The 26,086-nt window shown below is 77.1% G+C and carries 24 protein-coding genes and 1 riboswitch; of the genes, 23 read left to right on the forward strand and 1 reads right to left on the reverse strand.

Features of this window, described 5'->3' with window-relative positions; translation table 11 throughout:
* Positions 1 to 123: 123 nt before the first annotated feature.
* From pyrR to BM048_RS03935, 23 genes are all read left to right on the forward strand, one after another.
* Positions 124 to 768: a bifunctional pyr operon transcriptional regulator/uracil phosphoribosyltransferase PyrR gene (pyrR, locus tag BM048_RS03825; RefSeq protein WP_090030903.1), complete on the forward strand. Its 645-nt coding sequence runs from the start codon at positions 124 to 126 to the stop codon at positions 766 to 768.
* Entirely contained in the window at positions 765 to 1,865 is a 1,101-nt protein-coding gene (locus BM048_RS03830; protein ID WP_239078829.1) for an aspartate carbamoyltransferase catalytic subunit, read from the forward strand. The genes pyrR and BM048_RS03830 overlap by 4 nt, the downstream gene beginning before the upstream one ends.
* Positions 1,862 to 3,202, forward strand: a complete 1,341-nt coding sequence (locus tag BM048_RS03835) for a dihydroorotase (protein WP_090030904.1) — start codon at positions 1,862 to 1,864, stop codon at positions 3,200 to 3,202. The genes BM048_RS03830 and BM048_RS03835 overlap by 4 nt, the downstream gene beginning before the upstream one ends.
* Positions 3,199 to 3,810 (forward strand): PH-like domain-containing protein, encoded by a 612-nt coding sequence (locus BM048_RS03840; RefSeq protein WP_175499247.1) that lies wholly within the window; start codon positions 3,199 to 3,201, stop codon positions 3,808 to 3,810. The genes BM048_RS03835 and BM048_RS03840 overlap by 4 nt, the downstream gene beginning before the upstream one ends.
* On the forward strand, positions 3,807 to 5,057 hold the full coding sequence (gene carA / locus BM048_RS03845; protein WP_090030905.1) for a glutamine-hydrolyzing carbamoyl-phosphate synthase small subunit: 1,251 nt from the start codon (positions 3,807 to 3,809) through the stop codon (positions 5,055 to 5,057). The genes BM048_RS03840 and carA overlap by 4 nt, the downstream gene beginning before the upstream one ends.
* Positions 5,057 to 8,458 (forward strand): carbamoyl-phosphate synthase large subunit, encoded by a 3,402-nt coding sequence (carB, locus tag BM048_RS03850; RefSeq protein WP_090030906.1) that lies wholly within the window; start codon positions 5,057 to 5,059, stop codon positions 8,456 to 8,458. The genes carA and carB overlap by 1 nt, the downstream gene beginning before the upstream one ends.
* A gap of 41 nt (positions 8,459 to 8,499) precedes the next feature.
* Complete coding sequence (gene pyrF / locus BM048_RS03855) at positions 8,500 to 9,375, forward strand: orotidine-5'-phosphate decarboxylase (RefSeq protein ID WP_090030995.1); 876 nt, start codon at positions 8,500 to 8,502, stop codon at positions 9,373 to 9,375.
* A gap of 166 nt (positions 9,376 to 9,541) precedes the next feature.
* Positions 9,542 to 9,853 carry an integration host factor, actinobacterial type gene (gene mihF / locus BM048_RS03860; protein ID WP_090030907.1) on the forward strand — a complete coding sequence of 104 codons (312 nt, stop codon included), beginning with the start codon at positions 9,542 to 9,544 and terminating at the stop codon, positions 9,851 to 9,853.
* Positions 9,854 to 9,964: 111 nt separating this feature from the next.
* Positions 9,965 to 10,591, forward strand: a complete 627-nt coding sequence (gene gmk, locus BM048_RS03865) for a guanylate kinase (protein WP_175499249.1) — start codon at positions 9,965 to 9,967, stop codon at positions 10,589 to 10,591.
* Positions 10,592 to 10,631: 40 nt separating this feature from the next.
* Positions 10,632 to 10,931 (forward strand): DNA-directed RNA polymerase subunit omega, encoded by a 300-nt coding sequence (gene rpoZ / locus BM048_RS03870; protein ID WP_090030908.1) that lies wholly within the window; start codon positions 10,632 to 10,634, stop codon positions 10,929 to 10,931.
* 49 nt (positions 10,932 to 10,980) lie between these two features.
* Positions 10,981 to 12,198: a bifunctional phosphopantothenoylcysteine decarboxylase/phosphopantothenate--cysteine ligase CoaBC gene (coaBC, locus tag BM048_RS03875; protein ID WP_090030909.1), complete on the forward strand. Its 1,218-nt coding sequence runs from the start codon at positions 10,981 to 10,983 to the stop codon at positions 12,196 to 12,198.
* Positions 12,199 to 12,208: 10 nt separating this feature from the next.
* A complete protein-coding gene (gene metK / locus BM048_RS03880) occupies positions 12,209 to 13,414 on the forward strand; it encodes a methionine adenosyltransferase (protein ID WP_090030997.1) in 1,206 nt (401 codons plus the stop codon).
* 106 nt (positions 13,415 to 13,520) lie between these two features.
* Entirely contained in the window at positions 13,521 to 15,674 is a 2,154-nt protein-coding gene (locus BM048_RS03885; RefSeq protein WP_090030998.1) for a primosomal protein N', read from the forward strand.
* 84 nt (positions 15,675 to 15,758) lie between these two features.
* Positions 15,759 to 16,721 (forward strand): methionyl-tRNA formyltransferase, encoded by a 963-nt coding sequence (gene fmt / locus BM048_RS03890; protein WP_090030910.1) that lies wholly within the window; start codon positions 15,759 to 15,761, stop codon positions 16,719 to 16,721.
* Positions 16,718 to 18,355, forward strand: coding sequence for an RsmB/NOP family class I SAM-dependent RNA methyltransferase (locus tag BM048_RS03895; RefSeq protein WP_090030911.1), 1,638 nt, complete (start codon positions 16,718 to 16,720; stop codon positions 18,353 to 18,355). Before fmt ends, BM048_RS03895 begins: the two co-directional genes overlap by 4 nt.
* A 17-nt stretch (positions 18,356 to 18,372) precedes the next feature.
* Positions 18,373 to 19,029: a ribulose-phosphate 3-epimerase gene (gene rpe, locus BM048_RS03900; RefSeq protein WP_090030912.1), complete on the forward strand. Its 657-nt coding sequence runs from the start codon at positions 18,373 to 18,375 to the stop codon at positions 19,027 to 19,029.
* Between the two features lie 67 nt (positions 19,030 to 19,096).
* A riboswitch (FMN riboswitch) is annotated at positions 19,097 to 19,229 on the forward strand.
* Between the two features lie 210 nt (positions 19,230 to 19,439).
* On the forward strand, positions 19,440 to 20,510 hold the full coding sequence (ribD, locus tag BM048_RS03905; RefSeq protein ID WP_090030999.1) for a bifunctional diaminohydroxyphosphoribosylaminopyrimidine deaminase/5-amino-6-(5-phosphoribosylamino)uracil reductase RibD: 1,071 nt from the start codon (positions 19,440 to 19,442) through the stop codon (positions 20,508 to 20,510).
* Positions 20,510 to 21,175, forward strand: a complete 666-nt coding sequence (locus tag BM048_RS03910; protein ID WP_090030913.1) for a riboflavin synthase — start codon at positions 20,510 to 20,512, stop codon at positions 21,173 to 21,175. Before ribD ends, BM048_RS03910 begins: the two co-directional genes overlap by 1 nt.
* Positions 21,176 to 21,198: 23 nt before the next feature.
* Entirely contained in the window at positions 21,199 to 22,584 is a 1,386-nt protein-coding gene (gene ribA, locus BM048_RS03915) for a GTP cyclohydrolase II (RefSeq protein WP_090031000.1), read from the forward strand.
* The gene (gene ribH, locus BM048_RS03920; protein ID WP_090030914.1) at positions 22,581 to 23,063 is read left to right on the forward strand and encodes a 6,7-dimethyl-8-ribityllumazine synthase; all 483 of its coding nucleotides are present in this window, start codon (positions 22,581 to 22,583) and stop codon (positions 23,061 to 23,063) included. The genes ribA and ribH overlap by 4 nt, the downstream gene beginning before the upstream one ends.
* 108 nt (positions 23,064 to 23,171) lie before the next feature.
* Positions 23,172 to 23,435, forward strand: coding sequence for a phosphoribosyl-ATP diphosphatase (locus tag BM048_RS03925; protein ID WP_090030915.1), 264 nt, complete (start codon positions 23,172 to 23,174; stop codon positions 23,433 to 23,435).
* A gap of 74 nt (positions 23,436 to 23,509) precedes the next feature.
* Positions 23,510 to 24,364 (forward strand): ATP phosphoribosyltransferase, encoded by an 855-nt coding sequence (hisG, locus tag BM048_RS03930; RefSeq protein WP_090030916.1) that lies wholly within the window; start codon positions 23,510 to 23,512, stop codon positions 24,362 to 24,364.
* Positions 24,365 to 24,370: 6 nt separating this feature from the next.
* Positions 24,371 to 24,865, forward strand: coding sequence for a PH domain-containing protein (locus BM048_RS03935; RefSeq protein ID WP_239078828.1), 495 nt, complete (start codon positions 24,371 to 24,373; stop codon positions 24,863 to 24,865).
* Between the two features lie 8 nt (positions 24,866 to 24,873).
* On the opposite strand, the gene BM048_RS03940 is transcribed toward BM048_RS03935, so the two are convergent.
* On the reverse strand, positions 24,874 to 26,016 hold the full coding sequence (locus BM048_RS03940; RefSeq protein WP_090031002.1) for a DUF3866 family protein: 1,143 nt from the start codon (positions 26,014 to 26,016) through the stop codon (positions 24,874 to 24,876).
* Positions 26,017 to 26,086 lie beyond the last annotated feature (70 nt).

Below are 26,086 nucleotides of genomic sequence, written 5' to 3' on the forward strand. Positions count from 1 at the left end.
CCGGTCCGGACGCGTGCCCGTGGCGTGGACGCCTGCCGCCGGGCCCGGGACGGACGGGTAGGGTCGGCCCGACACCTGCCCGGTCCTTCAAGACCGTCCCGTGAGGCGGACAAGGAGATGCGGATGCGTGCTGGACCTGCTGTGCCCCCGGACCTGCCCCCGGACCTGCCCCCCGATGTGCCGCTCGACCACCCCGACGACGAGTCCGGCGTCCCCGGACCCGCCGCCGTCGAGGTCCTCGGCGCCGCCGACGTCGGTCGCGCGCTGACCCGGATCGCCCACGAGATCCTCGAGCGCAACCGGGGCGCCGCCGACCTCGTCCTGCTGGGGATCCCCACCCGGGGGCTCCCGCTGGCGCGCCGGCTCGCCGAGCGCATCGCCGCGGTCGAGCCGGGCACCGATCCCGCCGCGCTCGTCGGGTCGCTGGACGTGACGATGCACCGCGACGACCTGGCCCAGCACCCGACCCGGCCGATCGGGTCGACGGAGCTGCCGCCGGGCGGCGTCGACGGCCGCGTGGTGGTGCTCGTCGACGACGTGCTCTTCTCCGGCCGGACCATCCGGGCCGCGCTGGACGCGCTGAGCGACCTGGGCCGGCCGCGCGCCGTGCAGCTGGCGGCCCTCGTCGACCGGGGTCACCGGGAGCTGCCGATCCGCGCGGACTACGTGGGCAAGAACCTCCCGACGGCCGCCTCCGAGCGGGTGCGCGTCCTGCTGGCGGGCACCGACGGCCGCGACGCCGTCCTCATCGAGGGAGGTGCCCGGTGAGGCACCTGCTCTCCGCCGCGGACCTCACGCGCGACGAGGCGGTGCGCGTCCTCGACACCGCCGCACAGATGGCCGCCACCCAGGCGCGCGAGATCAAAAAGCTGCCCACGCTGCGCGGGCGCACGGTCGTCAACCTCTTCTTCGAGGACTCGACGCGGACGCGGCTGTCGTTCGAGACGGCGGCCAAGCGGCTGTCGGCAGACGTCATCACCTTCTCCGCCAAGGGGTCGAGCGTCTCCAAGGGCGAGTCGCTGAAGGACACCGCCCTCACCCTGCAGGCCATGGGAGCCGACGCCGTCGTCATCCGGCACGCCGCGTCCGGCGCCCCGCACACGCTCGCCTCGGCCGGCTGGACGAGCGGCGCCGTGGTCAACGCCGGCGACGGGATGCACCAGCACCCGACGCAGGCGCTGCTGGACGCGTACACGCTGCGGCGGCACCTCGTCGGCGACGGCGGGCGCGCCGACGCGACCGGGCGGGACCTGGCCGGGTGCCGCGTCGTCCTCGTCGGGGACGTGCTGCACAGCCGGGTCGCGCGCTCGAACGTGCAGCTCCTGCACACGCTGGGCGCCGAGGTGACCCTCGTCGCGCCCCCGACGCTCGTGCCGGTCGGGGTCGGCGCGTGGCCCGCCCGCGTGGGCTACCACCTCGACGAGGTCCTCGCGGACGTGCAGCCCGACGCGGTGATGATGCTGCGCGTGCAGCGGGAGCGGATGTCGTCCGCCGGCGGCGGGTTCTTCCCCAGCCCCCTGGAGTACAGCCGGCGGTACGGCCTCGACGCCCGGCGCCTGGCGGCCCTGCCGGACCACGCGGTCGTCCTGCACCCCGGCCCGATGAACCGGGGGCTGGAGATCACGGCCGACGCGGCCGACTCCCCGCGCGCGGTGATCGTCGAGCAGGTGGCCAACGGCGTCGCGGTCCGCATGGCGGTGCTGTACCTGCTGCTGGCGGGCACGACGACGGGCACGACGACGGGCACGACGACGGGCACGACGACGGGCACGACGACGGGTACGACGACGGCCACCGGCACGGGCGGGGCCGCCGCGGGCGCCCCCGCCGGCGTGTCGGTGGCGGGCGAGAGGGTGGACGCATGAGCACGAGGTACCTGCTGCGGGGCGTGTCGCCGCTGGGCGGGGCCGTCACCGACGTCCTCCTGGCCGACGGCGTCGTCGCCCAGGTCGGCGACCTCGAGGCTGCGGCGGCCGACGAGGGGACCGTCGTCGTGGACGGCACCGGCACGGACGGCGTGCCGATGGTGCTGCTCCCGGGCCTCGTCGACCTGCACACGCACCTGCGCGAGCCGGGCCGCGAGGACACGGAGACCGTCGCCAGCGGCACCCGGGCCGCGGCGCTCGGCGGCTTCACGGCGGTCCACGCGATGGCCAACACGACCCCGGTGCAGGACACGGCCGGCGTGGTCGAGCAGGTGTGGCGGCTCGGCCGCGACGCGCGCTGGTGCGACGTGCACCCCGTGGGCGCCGTGACGGTCGGGCTGGCGGGGGAGCGGCTGGCGGAGCTGGGCGCGATGGCGGACAGCGCCGCGCGCGTGCGCGTCTTCTCCGACGACGGCCGCTGCGTCGACGACCCCGTCGTCATGCGGCGCGCCCTGGAGTACGTCAAGGCGTTCGACGGGGTCGTCGCGCAGCACGCGCAGGAGCCGCGCCTCACGGAGGGCGCGCAGATGCACGAGGGGGTCGTCTCGGCGGAGCTGGGGCTGACCGGGTGGCCCGCGGTCGCGGAGGAGGCCGTCGTCGCGCGGGACGTGCTGCTCGCCGAGCACGTCGGCTCCCGGCTGCACGTGTGCCACCTGTCCACCGCCGGCTCGGTGGAGATCGTGCGCTGGGCCAAGTCGCGCGGCATCGACGTCACCGCCGAGGTGACGCCGCACCACCTGCTCCTCACCGACGAGAACGCGCGCGGCTACGACCCGGTCTTCAAGGTCAACCCGCCCCTGCGCACGCAGGCCGACGTCGACGCCGTGCGCGCCGGGCTGGCCGACGGGACGATCGACGTCGTCGCCACCGACCACGCCCCGCACGCCCGCGAGGACAAGGACTGCGAGTGGGCCGCGGCGCTGCCCGGCATGACGGGGCTGGAGACCGTGCTGTCCGTCGTGCAGGAGACGATGGTGGACACCGGCCGGCTGACGTGGGCGGACGTGGCCCGGGTGCTGTCGGAGGCCCCGGCGCGCATCGGCCGGGTGCCCGACCAGGGCCGTCCGGTCGCGGTCGGGGAGCCGGCGAACCTCGTGCTCGTCGACCCCGCGGCGCGGCGCGTGGTCGTCGCCGCCGAGCAGGTCACCGCCAGCGCGAACACGCCGCTGGCGGGCCGCACGCTGCCGGGGCGGGTCGTCGCGACCTTCCTGCGGGGGCAGCCGACGGTCCTCGACGGGGCCCCCGTCGCCGCCACGGCGGACGGGCACCGCGCGTGACGCGGGCCGTCGTCGCGGTCGCGCTGCTGCTGCTCGCGCTGCTCGCGCTCCGGATGATGCGTGCCGGGTGGAAGGCGCGGGCCGCCCGCACCGCCGCGCTCGGCATCGACCCCGTGGCCCCGCCGGCGGACCTCGGCGCGGTCCGGGTCCCGCCGGTGCCGGCCGTCTACGTCTCCACGACCCGGGCCGAGGAGTGGCTCGAGCGCGTCGTGGCGCACGGCCTCGGCGTGCGCAGCCCCGCCGAGGTGTCCGTGCACGACGCGGGCGTCCTCGTCGAGCGCCGGGGCGCCCCGGACCTCTTCCTGCCGCGCGGCCGCCTCACCGCCGTCGGGGCCGGGCCCGCGATCGCCGGCAAGGCGGTCGGCGGCGACGGGCTGCTCCTGCTCGACTGGCGGGGCGACGACACCGGCGTGGCGCCCCTGCTGCGGTCCGGCCTGCGGCTGCGACGACGGGCCGACCAGTCCACGGTCGTCGCCGCGGTCGAGGCGCTGCTGGCGCCCTCGACGGCGGACCCGGCCACCTCGACCGCCGCCCCGCCGGCACCACCCACCGACCCCACCCGCGCGGCCCCGCCCGCGCCGGACGACCACCGGGAGGACCCCCGATGACCGACGCGCTGCTCGTCCTCGAGGACGGCCGCACCTTCCGCGGCGACGCCTACGGCGCCACCGGCGCGACCGTGGGGGAGATCGTCTTCAACACCGGCATGACGGGCTACCAGGAGACGCTGACCGACCCCTCGTACCACCGGCAGATCGTCGTCATGACGGCGCCGCACGTCGGCAACACGGGCGTGAACGACGAGGACCCCGAGTCGGGCCGCATCTGGGTGGCCGGGTACGTCGTGCGCGACCCCACCCGCCGCCCCTCGAGCTGGCGCTCGCGCCGCACGCTGGACGCGGAGCTGGCGGGCCAGGGCGTCGTCGGGATCAGCGGCATCGACACCCGCGCGCTCACCCGGCACCTGCGCGAGCGCGGGGTCATGCGCGCGGGCGTGTTCTCCGGCGAGGCACTCGTCGCGCCCGACGGCGGGCGGGTCGAGGCGAGCGAGCTGCTGGCCCGGGTGCTGGCCGCGCCGGCGATGGCCGGGGCCGACCTCGCGGCGGAGGTCAGCACGCAGGGCGCGTACGTGGTGGAACCCCTGGGCGCGGACGGCGGACCGGCCGACGAGCCCGTCGCGACCGTGGCGGCCCTCGACCTGGGCATCAAGTCGATGACCCCGCACCGCCTGGCCGAGCGGGGCGTCCGGGTGCACGTGCTGCCGGCGACCTCCTCCCTCGAGGACGTCCTCGCGGTCGCGCCCGACGGCGTCTTCTTCTCCAACGGCCCGGGGGACCCGAGCGCCGCGGTGCACGAGGTCGAGGTCCTGCGCGGGGTCCTCGACCGCCGCATCCCGTTCTTCGGCATCTGCTACGGCAACCAGCTCTTCGGGCGCGCGCTCGGCTTCGGCACCTACAAGCTGGGCTACGGGCACCGCGGCGTGAACCAGCCCGTCATGGACCGCACCACCGGCAAGGTGGAGATCACCGCGCACAACCACGGCTTCGCGGTCGACGCGCCCCTCGACGCCGAGACCCTCGCCCCGCACGGCGACGGGCGCTACGGGCGGGTCCGCGTCAGCCACGTCGACCTCAACGACGACGTCGTCGAGGGGCTCGAGGCGCTCGACCTGCCGGCCTTCTCGGTGCAGTACCACCCGGAGGCGGCGGCGGGCCCGCACGACGCGGCCTACCTGTTCGACCGCTTCGTCGACCTCATGGCGCGCGCCCGCGCCGGTGGAGGCCCGACCGGCGACGAGGTCGCCCACCACCCCCGCCCCGACGCCCCCACCGCCGACACGAAGGGTGACGCCTGATGCCGCGGCGCACTGACATCTCCAGCGTCCTGGTCATCGGGTCCGGCCCGATCGTCATCGGCCAGGCCGCCGAGTTCGACTACTCCGGCACGCAGGCCTGCCGCGTGCTGAAGGAGGAGGGCCTGCGGGTCGTCCTGGTCAACTCGAACCCGGCCACGATCATGACCGACCCGGAGTTCGCCGACGCCACCTACGTCGAGCCCATCACCACCGAGACGCTCACCGCGATCATCGCCAAGGAGCGCCCGGACGCGCTCCTGCCGACGCTCGGCGGGCAGACCGCGCTCAACGCCGCGATCGCGCTCGACGCCGCGGGCGTCCTCGAGCAGTACGGCGTCGAGCTCATCGGCGCCAACATCCCCGCGATCCAGAAGGGCGAGGACCGCGAGCAGTTCAAGCAGGTCGTCGCGGTGTGCGGCGGCGAGAGCGCGCGCTCCGCGATCGCGCACCGGATCGAGGAGGCGCTGGCCGCCGTCGAGGACCTCGGCTACCCCGTGGTCGTGCGCCCGTCCTTCACCATGGGCGGCCTCGGCTCCGGCATCGCCTACGACGAGACCGACCTGCGCCGCATCGTCGGGCAGGGCCTGCACTACTCGCCGACCACCGAGGTGCTCCTGGAGGAGTCCATCCTCGGCTGGAAGGAGTACGAGCTCGAGCTCATGCGCGACCGGAACGACAACGTCGTGGTCGTGTGCTCGATCGAGAACGTCGACCCCGTCGGCGTGCACACGGGCGACTCCGTGACGGTCGCACCGGCCCTGACCCTCACCGACCGCGAGTACCAGCGCATGCGCGACATCGGCATCGCGGTCATCCGCGAGGTCGGGGTGGACACGGGCGGCTGCAACATCCAGTTCGCGGTCGACCCGGCCACGGGCCGGATCATCGTCATCGAGATGAACCCGCGCGTGTCGCGCTCGTCGGCCCTCGCCTCGAAGGCGACCGGCTTCCCGATCGCCAAGATCGCCGCGCGCCTGGCGGTGGGCTACACGCTCGACGAGATCCCCAACGACATCACGGGCTCCACGCCGGCGTCGTTCGAGCCGACGCTGGACTACGTCGTCGTCAAGGTGCCGCGGTTCGCCTTCGAGAAGTTCCCGGCGGCCGACGACACGCTGACCACCACGATGAAGTCCGTCGGTGAGGCCATGGCCCTCGGCCGCAACTTCACCGAGGCGCTCGGCAAGGCGATGCGGTCCATCGACCGCAAGGGCGCGACGTTCCACTGGGCGGGCCGCCCGGTCTCCGGGGACGAGCTGTCGGCGCTGGTGGAGTCCATCGCGGTCCCCACCGAGCACCGCCTCCTCGACGTGCAGCAGGTGCTGCGTGCCGGGGTCGACGTGGAGACCGTCCACGAGCGGACCGGGATCGACCCCTGGTTCCTCGACCAGGTCGCGCTCGTCAACGAGGTCGCCGCGGCCACGGCGGCCGCCGACGCCCTCACCCGCGACGTCCTCGCGCGCGCCAAGCGGCACGGCCTGTCCGACGCGCAGATCGCCCAGCTCCGCGGCACCACGGAGGACTCCGTGCGGGCCGCGCGGCACGGCGTCGGGCTCCTGCCGGTGTACAAGACGGTCGACACGTGCGCGGCGGAGTTCGCCGCCCGCACGCCGTACCACTACTCCACGTACGACGAGGAGACGGAGGTCGTCCCGCGCGAGCGGCCGGCGGTCCTCATCCTCGGGTCCGGCCCGAACCGCATCGGCCAGGGCATCGAGTTCGACTACTCCTGCGTCCACGCGGCGCTGGCGCTCAAGGGCGAGTACGAGACCGTGATGGTCAACTGCAACCCCGAGACGGTGTCCACCGACTACGACACGGCCGACCGGCTCTACTTCGAGCCGCTCACCTTCGAGGACGTCCTCGAGGTCTACACGGCCGAGCTCGCCGCCGGACCGGTGGCCGGGCTCATCGTCACGCTCGGCGGGCAGACGCCGCTGTCCCTGGCGCACCGCCTGGCCGACGCGGGGCTGCCGATCCTCGGCACCCCACCCGCCGCGATCGACGCCGCCGAGGACCGCGGCGCCTTCGGCCGGGTCCTGGCCGCGGCGGGCCTGCCCGCGCCGGCCTTCGGGACGGCGACGACCCTGGCCGGGGCGCGGGAGACCGCGCGCGGCATCGGCTACCCCGTGCTCGTGCGGCCCAGCTACGTGCTGGGCGGCCGCGGCATGGAGATCGTCTACGACGAGCAGCAGCTGTCGGAGTACGTGCAGCGCGCGCTGGACGAGCTGGCCGACGGCGGCCGCGCCGGGACGCTCCCGCCGCTGCTCATCGACCGGTTCCTCGACGACGCCATCGAGATCGACGTCGACGCCCTGTTCGACGGGGAGGAGCTCTTCCTCGGCGGCGTCATGGAGCACATCGAGGAGGCCGGCATCCACTCCGGCGACTCCGCGTGCACGCTGCCGCCCGTCACGATCTCGGCGGGGGAGATCGAGCGCATCCGCCTGTCGACGGAGGCCATCGCCCGCGGCGTGGGCGTGCGGGGCCTGCTCAACATCCAGTTCGCGCTGGTCTCGGACGTGCTCTACGTGCTCGAGGCGAACCCGCGCGCCTCAAGGACCGTGCCCTTCGTCGCCAAGGCGACGGGGGTGCCGCTCGCCCGGGCCGCCGCGCTCGTCATGGCCGGCCACACGATCGCCGACCTGCGGGCCGCGGGCGTGCTGCCGGCGACCGACGCGCGCGTGCTCGACCTCGGTGCGCCGATCGCGGTGAAGGAGGCCGTGCTGCCCTTCAAGCGGTTCCGCACCGCGGACGGCACGGTGGTCGACACCGTGCTCGGCCCCGAGATGCGCTCGACGGGCGAGGTCATGGGCTTCGACGTCGACTTCCCGACGGCCTTCGCCAAGTCGCAGGAGGCCGCCTTCGGGGGGCTGCCCCGCGGCGGGCGGGCCTTCATCTCCGTCGCCGACCGGGACAAGCGCTCCATCGTCTTCCCGGCGGCGAAGCTGGCGGAGCTCGGGTTCGAGATCCTCGCGACCGAGGGCACGGCGACCGTGCTGTCCCGCAGCGGCATCCGGTCCACCGTGGTGCGCAAGCACTCGTCGGGCCGTGGGCCGGCGGGGGAGCCGACCATCGTCGACCTCGTCGTGTCCGGCGAGGTGGACCTCGTCGTCAACACGCCCTCCGGCCAGGGCGCGCGCGCCGACGGCTACGAGATCCGCGCCGCGACGACCGCTGCCGACACCTGCATCATCACGACCGTGCAGCAGCTCGGCGCCGCGGTGCAGGCCATCTCGGCGCGGCGCTCCGGGCCGCCCGCGGTGCGCAGCCTCCAGGAGCACGCCGCCGACGCCCGCGCACGCCGCGAGGGCCGTGCCGACGCCGGCCAGGCGGGTGCCGGTCGGCACCACGACGGCACCGGTCCGGCGGCGGAGCTGGCGGAGGTGAGCCGCTCGTGACCCCGACGCGCCCGCGCTTCGGCGCCCGCCTCGCGGCGGCGATGTCGGCGCACGGGCCGCTGTGCGTCGGCATCGACCCGCACCCCGCGCTGCTGGCGGCGTGGGGGCTGCCCGACGACGCCGACGGCCTGCGGCGGTTCGCGCTGACGACGCTCGAGGCCGTCGCGGGCCGGGTCGCGGCGGTCAAGCCGCAGTCGGCGCTGTTCGAGCGGCACGGCTCGCGGGGCGTGGCGGTGCTCGAGGAGGTCGTCGCGGCCGGCCGCGGCACGGGCACGCTCGTCGTCGTGGACGCCAAGCGCGGGGACATCGGCTCCACGATGGCGGCGTACGCGGACGCGTACCTGCGGGACGGGTCGCCGCTGGCCGGCGACGCGCTCACCGTCTCCCCGTTCCTCGGCGTCGGGTCGCTGGCGCCGGCGGTGGAGGCGGCGGCCGCGACGGGGCGGGGGCTGTTCGTCCTCGCCCTCACGTCGAACCCGGAGGGCGCCTCCGTGCAGCACGCCGTCGCACCCGACGGGCGCAGCGTCGCTGCGGGGGTGGCGGCGTACGCGGCCACCCGGAACGCCGCCGAGCTCGCCGCGGCGACGGCCGACGACGGGCGCGCCGGCGCGCCGCGGGTGGACGGTCGGGACGGCGTCGTCGCGCTCGGGTCCGTGGGGCTCGTCGTGGGCGCGACGGTCGGCGACGCGGCGGCCCGGACCGGCGTCGACCTCGCCGCGGTGCGGGGGCCGCTCCTCGCCCCGGGCGTCGGGGCGCAGGGCGCCGGTCCGGCCGAGCTGGCGGCGGTGTTCGCGGGTGCCCGCGGGGCCGTGCTGGCCTCGTCGTCGCGGGGGGTGCTGGCCGCGGGCCCGGCGGTGCCGGCGCTGCGGGAGGCCGCCGCGCGGGCCGCGGGGGAGGCGGCAGCCGCGCTGGCCTAGGCGGCACGCGGTGGGCCCGTCGGGGGACGGGCACCCACCGTCCGGGTGGTGCATGCGCCATGACCTGCGGTTGCGTTGTGCTGGGCAGTCCGGATCGCTACGTTCGTCCCACACGACCCGCAGCACCCCCGCGGATCGCCGGCCCGACGACGAGAAGGTGACGCGAGTGGCTCTCCCTCCGCTGACTCCCGAGCAGCGCGCCGATGCGCTGAAGAAGGCTGCCGCCGCCCGGCAGCAGCGAGCCGAGGTCAAGAACCGGCTGAAGTACTCCCAGGGCGCCCTCTCCGAGGTCATCGCCCAGGGGCAGCAGGACGAGACGATCGGCAAGATCAAGGTCCTCGCGCTCCTCGAGTCCCTGCCGGGTGTCGGCAAGGTCAAGGCGCGTGCGATCATCTCCGAGATCGGCATCTCCGAGACCCGGCGCGTCCGCGGCCTCGGCCCGCACCAGGTGAAGGCGCTCGTCGACCGCTTCGGCTGACGGAGGGCCGGCGCCCCGGCGCCACCCGACCGGGCACGCGGCGGGGCGGTCGGCACCGGTGCCGACCGCCCCGCCGGTCCGTCCGGCCACGACCCCGAGAGGCAGCACAGCGTGCACAGCGACACCCCGGCCCCGACGACGACGGCCGGGGAGACGGGCGCCGGCGGTCCCGCCCGCCTCACCGTGCTGGCCGGCCCGACCGCCGTCGGCAAGGGCACGGTCTCGGCCGACGTGCGCGAGCGCTACCCCGACGTGTGGCTCTCGGTCTCCGCGACGACGCGGCAGCCGCGTCCGGGTGAGGTCGACGGCGTGCACTACCACTTCGTCGGGCCCGAGCGGTTCGACGACATGGTCGCCGCGGGGGAGCTCCTCGAGTGGGCGGTCGTGCACGGGCGCAACCGGTACGGCACGCCCCGCCGGGCCGTCGAGGAGCAGCTCGCGGCCGGGCGGCCCGCGCTCCTCGAGATCGACCTGCAGGGCGCGCGCCAGGTCCGGGCGACGATGCCGGGCGCGCGCTTCGTGTTCCTCGCCCCGCCGTCGTGGGAGGAGCTCGAGCGACGCCTCGTCGGACGCGGGACGGAGGGTCCCGAGGAGCGCGAGCGCCGGCTGGCGACGGCCCGGGTGGAGCTCGCCGCGGAGCCCGAGTTCGACGTCGTCATCGTCAACGACGACGTGCACCGCGCGACCGACGAGCTCGTGCGGGTCATGGGCATCGAGCCGGCGCCGGCCGACCGGTAGGATCAGCGGGAACCCCTCCGTCGATCACCGGGAGACCACCGTGTCCGGAACCGTCGCCGCCCCCACGGGCATCACCGACCCCCCCATCGACCGCCTGCTCGAGCGTGCGGACTCCAAGTACGCCCTCGTCCTGTACGCGGCCCAGCGCGCGCGGCAGATCAACGCCTACTACGCCCAGCTCAACGAGGGCCTGCTGGAGTACGTCGGCCCGCTCGTCGACGTGCGTCCCCAGGAGAAGCCGCTGTCCATCGCCATGCGCGAGATCGACGGCGGCCTGCTGAGCATCGAGCCCACCGAGGGCACCCCCGTGGAGCCGGCCCCGGAGCAGGACCGGTTCTGACGCGACGCCGACGCAGGTCGAGGAGCAGGGAGAGGGGTCCGGGGCGCCCGTGCACGTCGTCCTCGGCGTCGGCGGCGGCATCGCCGCCTACAAGGCCGTCCTGCTGCTGCGCCTCCTGAAGGAGGCGGGCCACGACGTCCGCGTCGTGCCCACCCGCACGGCGCTGGAGTTCGTCGGGCGGCCGACGTGGGAGGCGTTGTCCGGCCGGCCCGTGACGGCCGACCTCCTCGACGACGTCGACCAGGTGGCGCACGTGGCGGTCGGCCGCGACGCGGAGCTCGTCGTCGTGGCGCCGGCGACGGCCGACCTGCTCTCCCGCGCCGCCACCGGCCGCGCGGACGACCTGCTCACCGCGACGCTGCTCGTCGCGCGGTGCCCGGTGCTCCTCGCCCCGGCCATGCACACGGAGATGTGGGAGCACCCCTCGGTCGTCGCCAACGTGGCCACCCTGCGGGCCCGCGGCGTGCACGTCCTCGATCCCGCCTCCGGGCGGCTGACGGGCGCCGACACCGGTCCGGGCCGTCTGCCGGAGCCCGCTGACATCGCGGCGGCTGCCCTGGCACTCGTCGCGCCGCCGGACCTCGCCGGCCGGCACGTCGTCGTGTCCGCGGGCGGCACGCGGGAGCCCGTCGACCCCGTGCGCTTCCTCGGCAACCGGTCGTCGGGCAAGCAGGGCGTCGCCCTGGCGCGCCGGGCGGCCGCCCGCGGCGCGCGCGTCACGCTCGTGGCGGCGCACCTGCAGGTCGCGCCGCCGACGGGCGTGGAGGTCGTGCCCGTCGGGACGGCGGAGGAGCTGCGCGCGGCCGTGCGTTCCGCCGCGGCGGACGCGGACGCCGTCGTCATGGCGGCCGCGGTCGCCGACTTCCGGCCCGTCGCGCCCGCCGCGGCGAAGATCAAGAAGGACCCGGCGGCGACCGCGGCCCCGGTCATCCCCCTCGAGCAGACCGTCGACGTCCTCGCCGAGCTCGTCACCGACCCGCCGCGGCCGGGGCAGCGCGTGGTCGGCTTCGCGGCGGAGACCGGCGACGAGCGCGGGTCCGTCCTCGAGCACGGCCGGGCGAAGGCCCGCCGCAAGGGGGCCGACCTCCTGGTGCTCAACGCCGTCGGCGCCGGCGTCGGGTTCGGCACCGACGACAACGCCGTCACGCTCCTGGACCGGGCGGGCGAGGTGGTGGGCACGGCCGCGGGCAGCAAGGACGCCGTGGCCGACGCCGTGTGGGACGCGGTCGTCCCGCTGCTGCGCGAGGGGCCCGCCGCCCGCGGCTAGGGTGGCCCCCATGCCCGCCGTCACGCGCCTGTTCACCTCGGAGTCCGTCACCGAGGGGCACCCCGACAAGATCTGCGACCAGATCTCGGACGCGATCCTCGACGCGATGCTCGAGCAGGACCCGGCGGCCCGCGTCGCCGTCGAGACGATGGTGACGACCGGCCTCGTGCACGTCGCCGGCGAGGTCACCACGAGCGCCTACGTCGAGATCCCGCAGGTGGTCCGCGAGGTCGTCACCGGCATCGGCTACACGTCCTCGGACATCGGCTTCGACGGCAAGAGCTGCGGGGTCTCGGTCTCCATCGGCCAGCAGTCGCCGGACATCGCGGCGGGCGTGGACAAGGCGATCGAGCTGCGCGAGGACGCCTCCGACGACGACCCGCTCGACCAGCAGGGCGCCGGCGACCAGGGCCTCATGTTCGGGTTCGCCTGCGACGACACGCCCTCCCTCATGCCCCTGCCGGTCTGGCTCGCGCACCGGCTGTCGGAGCGGCTGGCGGCGGTGCGCAAGGAGGGCGTCGTGCCCGGCCTGCGCCCCGACGGCAAGACCCAGGTGACCATCGGCTACGAGGGCGACCGTGCGGTCAGCCTCGACACGGTCGTCGTGTCGACCCAGCACGAGCCCGGCGTCCGCCTCGACGACGAGCTGCGGCCGGCGGTGCGGGACCTCGTCCTCGCCCCGGTCCTCGAGGCGGCCGGCCTGGACCTCGACACCGCCGGGCTGCGGCTGCTCGTCAACCCGACCGGGCAGTTCGTCGTCGGCGGGCCGCAGGGCGACGCCGGCCTGACCGGGCGCAAGATCATCGTCGACACCTACGGCGGGTACGCGCGCCACGGCGGTGGCGCCTTCTCGGGCAAGGACCCCTCGAAGGTGGACCGGTCCGCCGCGTACGCCATGCGCTGGGTCGCCAAGAACGTCGTCGCCGCGGGGCTGGCTCGGCGTTGCGAGGTGCAGGTCGCGTACGCCATCGGCAAGGCGCACCCGGTGGGGCTGTACGTGGAGACCTTCGGCACGGGCACGGTCCCCGACGAGGTCCTCACCGGCGCCATCCGCGAGGTCTTCGACCTGCGCCCGGCCGCGATCGTCCGGGACCTGGACCTGCTGCGCCCCGTCTACCGCCGCACGGCCGCCTACGGCCACTTCGGTCGGGAGCACGCCGACTTCACGTGGGAGCGCACGGACCGGGTCGACGACCTGCGCGCCGCGGTCGGCTGACCGTCCGCGCCGGCGTGTCGGCGCCGCGTGGTGGGATCACGCGGTGAACCAGCCGGTCCCGGAGCCCGCCACGGCCGAGCGGCGCACCCCGGCCGGGCAGCCGGCCGTGGTCGAGCAGCCGGCCCTGCCCGGCCTGCCCGCCGCGCGCCGCCGGCGGCGCCCCTCGGCCGGTCCCGTGCCCGTCGCCGAGGTCCTGCCGGTGGCGCGCGTGGTCGTGGACCTCGCTCCGGCGCACCTCGACCGCGCGTTCGAGTACGCGGTGCCGGCCGCGCTCGACGACGTCGCCGGCCCTGGCGTGCGCGTGCGCGTGCGGTTCGGCGGGCAGGACGTCGACGGGTTCCTGCTCGAGCGTGTCGGCGAGGCCGAGCACGCGGGGGAGCTGGCTCCGCTGCGGCGCGTCGTGTCCGCCGAGCCCGTGCTGACGCCGGAGGTGCTGCGCCTGGCCCGGGCGGTCGCCGACCGGTACGCCGGCACGCTCCCGGACGTTCTCCGGCTGGCCGTCCCGGCGCGGCACGCGCGCACCGAGGGGGAGGTGCCCGACGAGGACGGCCCGACGGCAGACGGACCCGGCGACCCCGCGCCGACCGCCGGGCCCCTGCCGCCCCTGCCGCCCCTGCCGGCCTGGGAGGCGTACCGCGGCGGGCCCGCGTTCTGCCGTCACGTGCACGCCGGGGGCGCGCCGCGCGCCGTGTGGACAGCGCTGCCCGGCGGCCCGGGCGAGGACTGGCCCTCGGCCGTCGCGCAGGCCGTCGCCGCGTGCCGGGCGGGTGGCCGCACGGCCCTCGTCGTCGTCCCCGACGCCCGCGACGTCGACCGCGTGCTGGCCGCGCTCGACCATGAGCGCCCCGACGCCGCGGGCGACGTCGTCCGGCTGGTCGCCGACGACGGTCCGGCCGCCCGCTACCGGGCGTTCCTCGCCGCCCGGCGCGGTCGGGCCGGCGTCGTCGTGGGGACGCGGGCGTCGGCGTTCGCGCCGCTGCCCGACCTGGGCCTCGCCGTCGTGTGGGACGACGGCGACGGCCTGCACGCCGAACCCCGCGCGCCCTACCCGCACGTCCGCGAGGTGCTCGCCCTGCGCAGCGAGCTCGAGGGCGCCGCCCTGCTCGTCGGGTCGATGGGCCGCAGCGTCGAGGCGCAGGCCCTCGTCGCCGCGGGCTGGGCCCACGAGGTCGCGGCCGACCGGCCGACCGTCCGCCGCCGCACGCCACGGGTGCAGGCGCTGACGTCCGCCGAGCTGGCCCGGGAAGGGCCTGCCGCCGCCGCTCGCCTGCCGACGCCGGCCTGGCGCACGCTGCGCGACGCCCTCGCGCGCGGTCCGGTGCTGGTGGGCGTGCCGCGCGCCGGCTACGTCCCGGCCGTCGCGTGCGCCCGCTGCCGCGCGCTGGCCCGGTGCACGGCCTGCCACGGCCCGCTCGGGCTCGACGGCCCCGACGGCACCCCCGCGTGCCGGTGGTGCGGCCGCCTGGCCACGGACTGGCGCTGCGGCACGTGCGGGCACGACGTCCTGCGCTCGGTCCGCGTGGGCTCGGAGCGCACCGCGGAGGAGCTCGGCCGGGCGTTCCCCGGCGTGCCCGTGCGCGTCTCCGGGGCGCGGTCCGCGGGCGGGGTGCTCGCCCGCGTGCCCGACCGGCCGGCCCTCGTCGTCAGCACCCCCGGCGCGGAGCCCGTCGCCGACGGCGGGTACGCGGCGGCGGTGCTCCTCGACGCGGCCGTGCTCACCTCGTGGCCCGGGCTGCGGTCCGCGGAGGAGGCGGTCCGCCGCTGGCTCTCGGCGGCCGCGCTGGTCCGGCCGGCGTCGGCCGGCGGGGTCGTGCAGCTCGTGGGCGACGCCGCCGAGCGCCCGACGCAGGCGCTCGTGCGCTGGGACCCGGCCGGTCTGGCGGCGCGTGAGCTCGACGAGCGCAGCGCCCTCGCGCTGCCCCCGGCCGTGCGGACCGCGCTCGTGGAGGGCTCGCGCGACGCCGTCGCGGCGGTGCTCGCGCGGCTGGCGCTCCCCGCCTCGGCGGAGGTGCTGGGCCCGGTGCCGGTGACGCCCGCGGAGGACCGGCACCCCGACGTGCGCGCGGGCGGCGCGTCCGCCACGGCCGCGGGCGGGCTCCTGGACGACTGGGTCGACGGGTCCGTCCGCGCGCTCGTGCGCGTCCCGCGCGGTGACGGCCCCGCGCTGACGCGGACCGTGGCCGCGTCGCTCGCCGTGCGCAGCGCCCGGCGCGAGAGCGGCACGGTCCGCGTGCAGGTGGACGCAGCGGAGGTGCTCTGAGGCCGGCCGCGCGCACGCACGGCGCCGCCCGGACCACGCCCCCGCCCGCGGACGCTCCGGCCGCGGCACCTAGGATCGGGTCCCATGCGCCTGCTCTTCGCCGGGACCCCGGAGCCCGCGGTCCCGTCCCTGCGGGCGCTGCTCGCCTCGCACCACGAGGTGGTGGCGGTGCTCACCCGGCCCGACGCCCCGGCCGGCCGCGGCCGCACCCTGCGGCCCAGCCCGGTCCGCGAGGTCGCGGACGAGGCGGGCGTGCCCGTGCTGACCCCGCGCCGCCTGCGCGACCCGGGGGTGGCGGAGGAGCTCGCGGCGCTGGCCGTCGACGCGGCGCCCGTCGTCGCGTACGGCGCCCTCGTCCCGCCGGACCTGCTGGACGTGCCCCGCTACGGCTGGGTCAACCTGCACTTCTCCGTCCTGCCCGCCTGGCGCGGCGCCGCCCCCGTGCAGCGCGCGGTGCTGGCGGGCGACGAGGTCACCGGCGCGACCACCTTCCGCCTCGACGAGGGGCTCGACACCGGCCCCGTGCTCGGGACCCTGACGGAGACGGTGCGGCCGCGGGACACCAGTGGCGACCTGCTGGAGCGCCTCGCCGTGGCGGGGGCCGACCTCCTGGTCCGCACCCTCGACGCCCTCGAGGCCGGCGTGCTCGTCCCGCAGCCCCAGCCGGGCGAGGGCGTCAGCCACGCGCCCAAGCTCGAGGTGGCCGACGCCGCGGTGCGGTGGGACCGACCCGCCCTCGCGGTGGACCGCCAGGTGCGGGCGTGCACCCCGGCACCCGGCGCGTGGACGGTGCTGCCCGACGGCACCCGGCTCCGTCTCGGCCCGGTGCGGCCGCGGCCGGAGGTGACCGACCTGGCGCCGGGCGAGCTGCGCTCGGGGCGGCGCGAGGTCCTCGTCGGGACCGCCGCCGGCGCCGTGGAGCTGGGCACGGTCGCCCCGGCCGGACGTAGGCCCATGGCCGCCGCGGACTGGGCCCGCGGGGCGCGCCTCGGCGCGGACGGCCCCGTCCGGCTCGGTGCCGGTACGGCCGTCGGGGCCGACGCGTGAGCCCCGCCGACGACCGCCGGCGCCCTCCGCGCCGCGAGCCGGGTGGCGGCCACGGCGACGCCCGTCGCGACGACGGACGACGCGACGACACTCGTCGCGACGCCCCGCGACGCGACGACGCACGCCGCGACGCGGCCGGACGTCAGCGCGGCGCCGCCCGCGCCGAGGGCCGGGGCCACCGCTCCGCCGCCGCCCCCGGTGAGCGCCGCCGCACCACCGACCCCGCCCGCGACGCGGCGTTCGACGTCCTGCGCGCGGTGGACGGCTCGGACTCCTACGCCAACCTCGTGCTCCCGCCGCTGCTCGCCGAGCGCGGCCTGCACGGGCGGGACGCCGCGTTCGCCACCGAGCTCGCCTACGGCACCCTGCGCCTGCGCGGGCGGTACGACGCGGTGCTGGCGCTGGCGTCGGGGCGCGACCCCGGCGCCCTGGACGCGCCGCTGCTCGACGTCCTGCGGCTGGGCGCCCACCAGGTGCTCGGGATGCGGGTGCCCCCGCACGCCGCGGTGTCCGAGACCGTCGGCCTCGCCCGCGCACGGGTCGGGGCCGGTCCCGCGCAGCTCGTGAACGCGGTGCTGCGGCGCGTGACCGAGGCCGGGCCCGAGGAGTGGACCACGCGCGTCGCGCAGGCCGCCGACCCCACCGGTGACGACACCGTCGCCCGGCTCGCCGTCACCGAGAGCCACCCCGCGTGGGTCGTGCGGGCGCTGCGCGAGGCGCTCGTCGGGCACGGCCGCCGTGCGGAGGAGCTGCCCGACCTGCTGGCGGCGGACAACGTCGCGCCGCGCGTGACCCTCGTCGCGCGGCCCGGCCTCGTCGCACGTCAGGAGCTGCTCGACGAGCTGCCGCACGCACGCGCCGCCGCCCTCACCCCGTCGGCCGTCGTGCTCGACGGCGGGGACCCCGCGGACGTCCGGGCCGTGGCCGACGGCCGCGCCGGGGTGCAGGACGAGGGCAGCCAGCTCGTCGCGCTGGCCCTCCTCGCGGCAGGTGTCGAGGGGACCGACGCGCGCTGGCTCGACCTGTGCGCGGGACCCGGCGGCAAGGCGGCGCTGCTGGCCGCCGCGGCGGCCGGACGCGGCGCGCGGCTCGTCGCCACCGAGGTCCAGCCCCACCGCACCCGGCTGGTGGAGCGGGCGCTGCGGGCCGTGCCGCGTCGGGCCGTCGAGGCGGTGCGGACCGGTGACGGCCGCGCGGTCGGGGCCGACGAGCCGGGCGCGTTCGACCGCGTCCTGGTCGACGCCCCGTGCACGGGCCTCGGGGCGCTGCGGCGGCGGCCGGAGTCGCGCTGGCGCCGCACGCCCGCCGACGTCGCGGGCCTCGGCACGCTGCAGCGCGAGCTCCTGTCGTCCGCGCTGGACGCCGTGCGACCCGGCGGCGTCGTGGCCTACGTGACGTGCTCGCCGCACCTGGCCGAGACATCCCTCGTCGTGCGCGACGTCGTCCGCGCCCGGGCGCGCGCCGGGGTGGTCGTCACCCCGCTCGACGCGCGCGCCGTGGTCCGCGGCCTGGCGCCGGACGTGGACCTCGGCGACGACCGGACGCCCGGCGGGGAGCCGCGGCTCGACGTCCAGCTCTGGCCGCACGTGCACGGCACGGACGCGATGTACCTGGCGCTGCTGCGCCGGGACTAACGCCCTAGCCTGGTCGGGTGCCCGCCCCGCAGATCCACCCCAGCATCCTGTCCGCCGACTTCGCGAACCTCGAGCGCGACCTGCAGGCGATCGCGACCGCCGACGCCGCGCACGTCGACGTCATGGACCTGCACTTCGTGCCCAACCTGACGCTCGGGCTGCCCGTCGTGCAGCGCCTCGCCGAGGTCTCGCCGGTGCCGCTGGACGTGCACCTCATGATCGAGGACGCCGACCGGTGGGCGCCGACGTACGCCGAGGCCGGGGCGGCGTCGGTGACGTTCCACGCGGAGGCGACGCAGGCGCCCGTGCGGCTGGCGCGCGAGCTGCGCTCCGGCGGCACGCGGGCGTGCGTGGCGCTGCGGCCGGCGAGCCCGGTCGAGCCGTTCCTCGACCTCCTCGGCGAGGTGGACATGGTCCTCGTCATGACCGTCGAGCCCGGGTTCGGGGGCCAGTCCTTCATCGAGGGCACGCTGCCGAAGATCCGACGGCTGCGCGCGGCCGTCGACGCGGCGGGCACGGGCACGCGGATCCAGGTCGACGGCGGGGTGTCCCGCACGACGATCGCGCGGATCGCCGAGGCCGGGGCGGACGTCTTCGTCGCCGGGTCCGCCGTCTACGGCGCCGACGACGTGGCCGCGGAGATCGCCGAGCTGCGCCGGCTCGCCGCCGGCTGAGGGCTCGCCGGGCGGCGGGTCGACCGAGGGGCCCCACACGGCCGCTGTGGCATGATGCCGGTCAAGCACACGTGCTCCGGGGTCGGTGCAAGTCCGAGCCGGCGGTGACAGTCCGCGACCCGCACGGTCCTCGTGACCGGGCGGTTGACCTGGTGGAACTCCAGGACCGACGGTGAGAGTCCGGATGGGAGGAGCCGTGGCGGTGCGCGGGACCCCTGGGTCCCGGGTGCCGTGGCTGCGTGCACCCTGCCCGCGGCCGTCCCCGGAGCCCACTCGAGGCGAGGGGAGCGGGACGCATGACCGCCAGTGAGGCCGGGTCCGGCACGACCGGCGCCGGCGCGCCGCGCACGGGCGCCCTGCCCGTGGTGCCCGCACCCGAGCGGCTCGTGCAGCCCGCCGAGCTGGTCGCGATGCGCCGCGCCTTCGCCCTGGCGCGCGGCGGCCCCGCCGGCGGGCCGAACCCGCAGGTCGGATGCGTGCTGCTGGCCCCCGACGGCAGGACGCTGGGGGAGGGGCGGCACGAGGGCGCCGGGACCGCGCACGCCGAGGTCGCCGCGCTGGCCGACGCCGCCGCGCGCGGGGCCGACGTCCGCGGCGCCACCGCCGTCGTCTCCCTCGAGCCCTGCGACCACACCGGGCGCACGGGCCCCTGCTCCCTCGCCCTGCTGACCGCCGGGATCGGCCGGGTCGTCTTCGCGGTGAGCGACCCGAACCCCGTCGCGGCCGGCGGCGCGGCGCGCCTGCGCGCGGCCGGCGTGGACGTCGTCGGGGACGTGCTGCACGACGAGGGCGTCGCCGTGCTGGGCGACTGGTGGCCGGGCACGGCGCGCCAGCGGCCCGTCGTCACCCTCAAGCTCGCCACCACGCTCGACGGCCGCGTCGCGGCGGCCGACGGCACGAGCCGCTGGATCACCTCCGACGTCGCGCGGGCCCACGCCCACGAGCTGCGCGGACGCGTCGGCGCGGTGGTCGTCGGGACGGGCACGGCGCTCACCGACGACCCGTCGCTGACCGCCCGCAGCGCCGACGGGACCCTGCACCGCGCCCAGCCGCTGCGCGTGGTCGTCGGGCACCGGGAGGTACCGGCCGACGCGCGCCTGCGCGGCCCGGGCGGCGAGCTCGTGCACCTGCGCACCCACGACCCGCACGCGGTCCTCGACGCGCTGGCGGCCCGCGGCGTCACGCACGTCCTCGTCGAGGGGGGACCGACGCTCGCCGCCGCGTTCCTCGTCGCGGGCGTCGTCGACGAGGTGCAGGCCTACGTCGCCCCCGTCCTGCTGGGCGCCGGTCGGCAGGCGCTCGCCGACGTGGGCATCACCACGATCGCCGACGCGTTACGCCTCGAGCCGGTGAGCGTGCGCCCGCTCGGGTCCGACGTCCTCGTCGTGGCCGTGCCGCGCGCAGCCGCACCGGCACCCGCACCCGCGCGAGCGCCGGACGCGTCCGGCGCCCCCTCGTCCCGCACCACCCAGGAGGTCTGATGTTCACCGGCATCATCGAGGAGGTCGGCCGCGTCGTCGCCCTCGAGCACCCGGGCGCCGACGCAGACGCACGCACGGCGGGCACGACGACGGGCACGACGACGGGCACCGCCGAGCCCGACGCCCGCCTGCGGGTGCACGGCCCGCTCGTCGTCTCCGACGCCCACCTCGGCGACTCCATCGCCGTGTCGGGGGTGTGCCTGACCGTCACGGAGCTGCCGGGCGACGGCACCTTCGTCGCCGACGTCATGCCCGAGACGCTGCGGCGCAGCGCGCTGGGCGGGCTCACGCCCGGCGCGCCCGTCAACCTCGAGCGGGCCCTGGCCGCCGGGGGCCGGTACGGCGGGCACGTCGTGCAGGGCCACGTCGACGGCGTGGGCCGCATCCTGTCGCGCACGCCCGGACCGCGCTGGGACGAGGTCGAGATCGGCCTGCCGGACGGCCTGTCCCGGTACGTCGCCGAGAAGGGCTCCATCGCCGTCTCGGGGGTCAGCCTCACCGTCACCCACGTGCGCGACGACGCCTTCGGCGTCTCGCTCATCCCGACGACGCTCGCCGGCACGACGCTGGGCGGGCTCGCGCCGGGGGACGCCGTCAACCTCGAGGTCGACGCCCTGGCCAAGTACGTGGAGCGGCTGCTGGCCGCGACGGGGGCGCTGCGGTGAGCGCCCGCACGGAGCACGTCGCCGTGCCGACCACCGAGCCGGCCACCGAGCTCGACGGGCAGCTCGGCACGGTCGAGGAGGCCCTGGAGGCGCTGCGGGCGGGGCGGCCGGTGCTCGTCGCCGACTCCCACGACCGCGAGGACGAGGTCGACGTCGTCCTGGCGGCGCAGTCCGCCGCGACGGACTGGGTCGCGTGGACGATCCGGCACTCGTCGGGCTACCTGTGCGCGCCCATGACCGCCGGACGGGCGGACGCCCTGGACCTGCCGCTCATGGTCCCGCACAGCCAGGACCCGCGCCGCACCGCCTACACGGTCACGGTGGACGCGGCGACGGGCGTCGGCACCGGCATCTCCGCCGCGGACCGGGCCCGCACGCTGCACGTCCTCGCCGACCGGGCCTCGGGCCCCGCCGACCTCATCCGCCCCGGGCACGTCCTGCCGCTGCGTGCGGTGCCCGGCGGTGTCCTGCACCGCCCCGGCCACACCGAGGCCGCCGTCGACCTCTGCCGCCTCGCGGGCCTGGAGCCCGTCGGCGCCATCGCCGAGCTCGTCAACGACGACGGGTCGATGATGCGCCTGGGCGACGCGACCGGGCTGGCCGCGCACGAGGGCCTCGTCGTCGTGACGATCGAGGCGCTCGTGCGGTGGCGCCGGGAGCAGGGCGACGAACCGACGGCCGACCTCGGGGGCCCGAGCCCGCTGCAGCCGCGCGTGCACGCCACGCACACCGCCTGGCTGCCCACCCGGCACGGCGAGTTCCGCATCCACGGCTACCGCGACCTGCGCACGGGCGACGAGCACGTCGCCCTCGTGCCCGTCACCGGGCTGGCCGACGAGCCGGTCGTGCGCGTGCACTCGGAGTGCCTCACCGGCGACGCGTTCGGCTCGGCCCGGTGCGACTGCGGCCCCCAGCTGCAGGCGGCGCTGGAGCTGGCCGCCCGCGACGGCGGGGCGGTCGTCTACCTGCGCGGTCACGAGGGCCGCGGCATCGGCCTGCTGGCCAAGGTCGCGGCGTACGCCCTCCAGGACGCGGGCCGCGACACCGTCGAGGCGAACCTCGACCTCGGCTTCCCGGCCGACCGGCGCGAGTACGGCGCGGCGGCCGCGATCCTGGCGGACCTCGGCGTCTCCCGGCTCACGCTGCTGACCAACAACCCCGCCAAGGTGGCGGGGCTGCGCGCCCACGGGCTGGACGTCGCGCAGGTGCGTGGCCTCGAGGTCGGCCGCACCCCCCAGAACGCGGCCTACCTGGCGACGAAGGCCCACCAGATGGGCCACCTCCTGCACCTCGACGACCTGGCGCCCGACGGCGGGGCCCTGCACGTCGAGCCCGTGCGCGCCGCCGCCACCCACCCCGGTGCCGACACCACCGACCACCCGATCGACCCCCTGGAGGAGCTGGCATGAGCGGCGCGGGAGCACCGGACCTGACCGTCGACGGGAGCGGGCTGCGCGTCGCCGTGCTCGCCTCGAGCTGGCACACCGTCGTCATGGACGGCCTCGTCGGGGGAGCGCAGCGCGCGCTCGACGAGGCGGGCGTGACGGACGTGACCCTCGTGCGCGTGCCCGGCTCGTTCGAGCTGTCCGTGGCCGCGTCGCACGCGGCGGATCAGGGCTTCGACGCGATCGTCGCGCTCGGCGTCATCATCCGCGGCGGGACGCCGCACTTCGACTACGTCTGCCAGGCCGCGACCGTCGGGCTCACCGACGTCGCCGTGCGGACGCGGGTGCCCGTCGGGTTCGGCGTGCTGACCTGCGACATCGAGGCACAGGCGCTCGCCCGCGCGGGCCTGCCGGGCTCGCACGAGGACAAGGGGCACGAGGCCGCCACGGCGGCGGTGGCGACGGCGGTCGCGCTGCGGCAGCTCACGCCCCGTCCCGCCTGAGGCCGCCGGCCCGACCGGGCGCGAGGAGGGCGCGGGCAGGGCGCGCGTGGGCGTCCACGCCCAGCACCCCGCGTCAGGGCGCGTCGCCCGCCCGTCTAGAGTCGCCGCGTGAAGACGTTCGAGGAGCTGTTCGCGGAGCTGGCCGAGAAGGCCGCGACCCGGCCGGAGGGGTCCGGCACGGTCGCCGAGCTGGACCGCGGCGTGCACGCCATCGGCAAGAAGATCGTCGAGGAGGCGGCCGAGGTCTGGATGGCCGCCGAGCACGAGTCGGGGGAGCGCACGGCCGAGGAGGTCTCGCAGCTGCTCTACCACCTGCAGGTCCTGCTGCTGGCGCGCGGGCTGACGCTCGACGACGTCTACGCCCACCTCTGACCCACCCTCCGGCGCCGGGTCGACCGCTCGCCGCCGGGACCACCCGCCGCACCACCCCACGACCAGGAAGTCCCGTGCTGAGGATCGCCGTCCCGAACAAGGGCTCGCTCTCCGAGCCCGCCGTCGAGCTGCTCCGCGAGGCGGGCTACCGCCAGCGCCGCGACAGCCGCGAGCTCGTCCTGCCCGACCCCGACAACGACGTGGAGTTCTTCTTCCTGCGCCCGCGCGACATCGCGGTGTACGTGGGGTCGGGCACCGTCGACGCCGGCATCACCGGTCGCGACCTCCTGCTGGACTCCGGCTCGCCCGCGGTCGAGCACCTGCCGCTGGGGTTCGCACGCTCCACCTTCCGGTTCGCGACGACGGCCGGGCAGGCGACGTCCGTGCAGGACGTCGAGGGCCGGCGCGTGGCCACGTCCTACCCCGTCCTCGTCGCCGCGCACCTGCGCGAGCAGGGCGTGACCCCGGCGGGCGTGGTCCGCCTGGACGGTGCGGTGGAGACCGCCATCCGGCTCGGCGTCGCGGACGTCATCGCGGACGTCGTCGAGACGGGGTCCACGTTGCGTGCCGCCGGCCTCGAGGTGTTCGCCGACCCGATCCTGCGCTCGGAGGCCGTCCTCGTCCGCCGCGGCGACGAGGGCGCCGGCGTCCCGGCCGGGCTCGACGTCCTCACGCGCCGCATCCAGGGCGTCCTGACCGCGCGCGAGTACGTCCTCATGGACTACGACGTGCCGCAGGACCTGGTGGACGCGGCCGTCGCCGTGACGCCCGGGTTCGAGTCGCCGACGGTCTCGCCCCTGCACGACGGGGGCTGGGCCGCGGTGCGCGTGATGGTCCCGCGCCGCGAGACGAACCGGATCATGGACGCCCTGTACGACATCGGCGCCCGCGCCATCCTCGTCACGTCCATCCACGCCTGCCGGGTCTGAGGACCGGTGCGCGAGCCGGGGGAGCGGGCGGGTGACGGCACAGGCCGGGCGCCCGACGCGCTGCACGCCCCGTTCCGCCCGTGGCTCGCGCGGTACGTGGCGACGGGTCTGGCGGTGCTCGTGCTCGTCGCGACGGCCGCGCTGACGTTCCTCACGCCGGGCGACGGGACGCTGGAGATCTCGCTCGCCGACCGCGTCGGGTTCGCCCTCGTCGGGCTGGCGATCGTCTGGTTCTGCTGGCGGCAGGCCTCCGTGCGCGCCGTGCCCGACGACGAGGGCGTGACCGTGCGCAACCTCGTCATCACCACACGGGTGCCGTGGGCGCAGGTCGTCTCGGTGCGCTTCGGCCAGGGCCGGCCGTGGGTGCAGCTCGACCTCGCCGACGGCGACACCCTGGCCGTCATGGGGATCCAGCGCGCCGACGGCGAGCGGGCCACCGCGGAGGCGCGCCGGCTGGCGACCCTCGTCGCCCGGCACACCGCCACCGCGCGGGACGACTGACCGGGGCCTCAGCGCAGGAGCGAGGCCGCGTGCAGCCCGGCCGCGGCCGAGGCGAGGAACGCCGCCGGGTCCGCGTCCAGCCCGCGGCCCATGGTCGACAGGCCGACCGGCACCTCGCGCAGCACCGCGAGCTCGGCGTCCCCGACCGGCACCTCCACCGCGCGGTGCCGGCCCGCCGGCGCCACGAGGCGGCCCGCCTGCTCGCGGACCCGTGCCCCGAGCGCGGCCAGGGCGTGCTCGGCCCCGTCGTCGAGCACGGGTACGACGACGTCGCACGGGACGAGCGCGACCCGGCCGTAGGCGGTCAGCGAGTGGTGCGAGACGCCGAGGTGGCGCTCGCGCGCGTCGGCACCGGACACGCGCAGCGCGGCGACGGGACGCCCGCCCAGGACCCCGGCGGCGTTGAGCGCCTCCCCGGCCGCGACGCCGGAGAACCCCCATCGCGTACCGGTCCCGAGGTTGCCGGGTCCCTGCGCGACGACGACGACGTCCGCCCCGACCACCTCCTGCGCCGCGAGCAGGGCCGTGTGCACGGTGACCGCCTCGAGGTCGCCGCCGAAGGACTGCCCGGCGGTCACGCTGGCCGCCACCCACCCCGCCTCCCGCAGGCCCGCGACCGTGCGGGAGAACCACGCCGGCAACGCGCCGCCGTCGGTCATCACGTAGGCCACGCGCGGCTCGTGCCGCCCGGCCCGCCGAGCTCCCAGTCGCAGCCCGGCGACGACCGCCGGCAGCGCCGAGTGCAGGTCCGCGACGACCACCGGCATCCCGGCGAGGTCGTCGGCGTCCGCGAGCGCGGCGTGGTGCTCCGACTCCTGGTCGTCGACCCCGAGCACGGTGGCCTGCAGCGGCGTGTAGCGCGCCTTGACCAGGTGCCCGGGCCCGGCGGCCGGGTCCGGCACGGCGTCGTCCGTCCGGGCGACGACGAGCGCGTACCCGCCGGTCCCCAGTCCCTTGGCGAGCGCCGTGACGTTGAGCAGGACCCGCGCCCCGACGGGCGTCGGCCCGACGAGCGCCGGGTAGGCCAGGGCCCGGACGGTGCCCTCGGGCCCGGCCACGCCGTCCGACTCGCCGAGCGCCACCGCGAGCTCCTGCGCCCCGGGCCAGCCGCGCCCGGTCCCCACCACCGTCCCGGCCCGCCACGTGATCACGCCCGTCACGGTACCGGCGCGGATCCCGGTCTACTGTCGACGGGCCGCGGCGGGCCCTCGCCGCGCCGAC

It is taken from the genome of Cellulomonas marina (genome assembly GCF_900111925.1).
Classification (GTDB): Bacteria; Actinomycetota; Actinomycetes; order Actinomycetales; family Cellulomonadaceae; genus Cellulomonas; species Cellulomonas marina.

What these genes read in the sequence shown, in the direction of transcription:
- pyrR (WP_090030903.1), top strand. Translation starts at nt 124, where the DNA reads ATGCGTGCTGGACCTGCTGTGCCCCCGGACCTGCCCCCGGACCTGCCC.
- BM048_RS03835 (WP_090030904.1), top strand. Translation starts at nt 1,862, where the DNA reads ATGAGCACGAGGTACCTGCTGCGGGGCGTGTCGCCGCTGGGCGGGGCC.
- carA (WP_090030905.1), top strand. Translation starts at nt 3,807, where the DNA reads ATGACCGACGCGCTGCTCGTCCTCGAGGACGGCCGCACCTTCCGCGGC.
- carB (WP_090030906.1), top strand. Translation starts at nt 5,057, where the DNA reads ATGCCGCGGCGCACTGACATCTCCAGCGTCCTGGTCATCGGGTCCGGC.
- pyrF (WP_090030995.1), top strand. Translation starts at nt 8,500, where the DNA reads ATGTCGGCGCACGGGCCGCTGTGCGTCGGCATCGACCCGCACCCCGCG.
- metK (WP_090030997.1), top strand. Translation starts at nt 12,209, where the DNA reads ATGCCCGCCGTCACGCGCCTGTTCACCTCGGAGTCCGTCACCGAGGGG.
- fmt (WP_090030910.1), top strand. Translation starts at nt 15,759, where the DNA reads ATGCGCCTGCTCTTCGCCGGGACCCCGGAGCCCGCGGTCCCGTCCCTG.
- ribD (WP_090030999.1), top strand. Translation starts at nt 19,440, where the DNA reads ATGCGCCGCGCCTTCGCCCTGGCGCGCGGCGGCCCCGCCGGCGGGCCG.
- BM048_RS03910 (WP_090030913.1), top strand. Translation starts at nt 20,510, where the DNA reads ATGTTCACCGGCATCATCGAGGAGGTCGGCCGCGTCGTCGCCCTCGAG.
- ribH (WP_090030914.1), top strand. Translation starts at nt 22,581, where the DNA reads ATGAGCGGCGCGGGAGCACCGGACCTGACCGTCGACGGGAGCGGGCTG.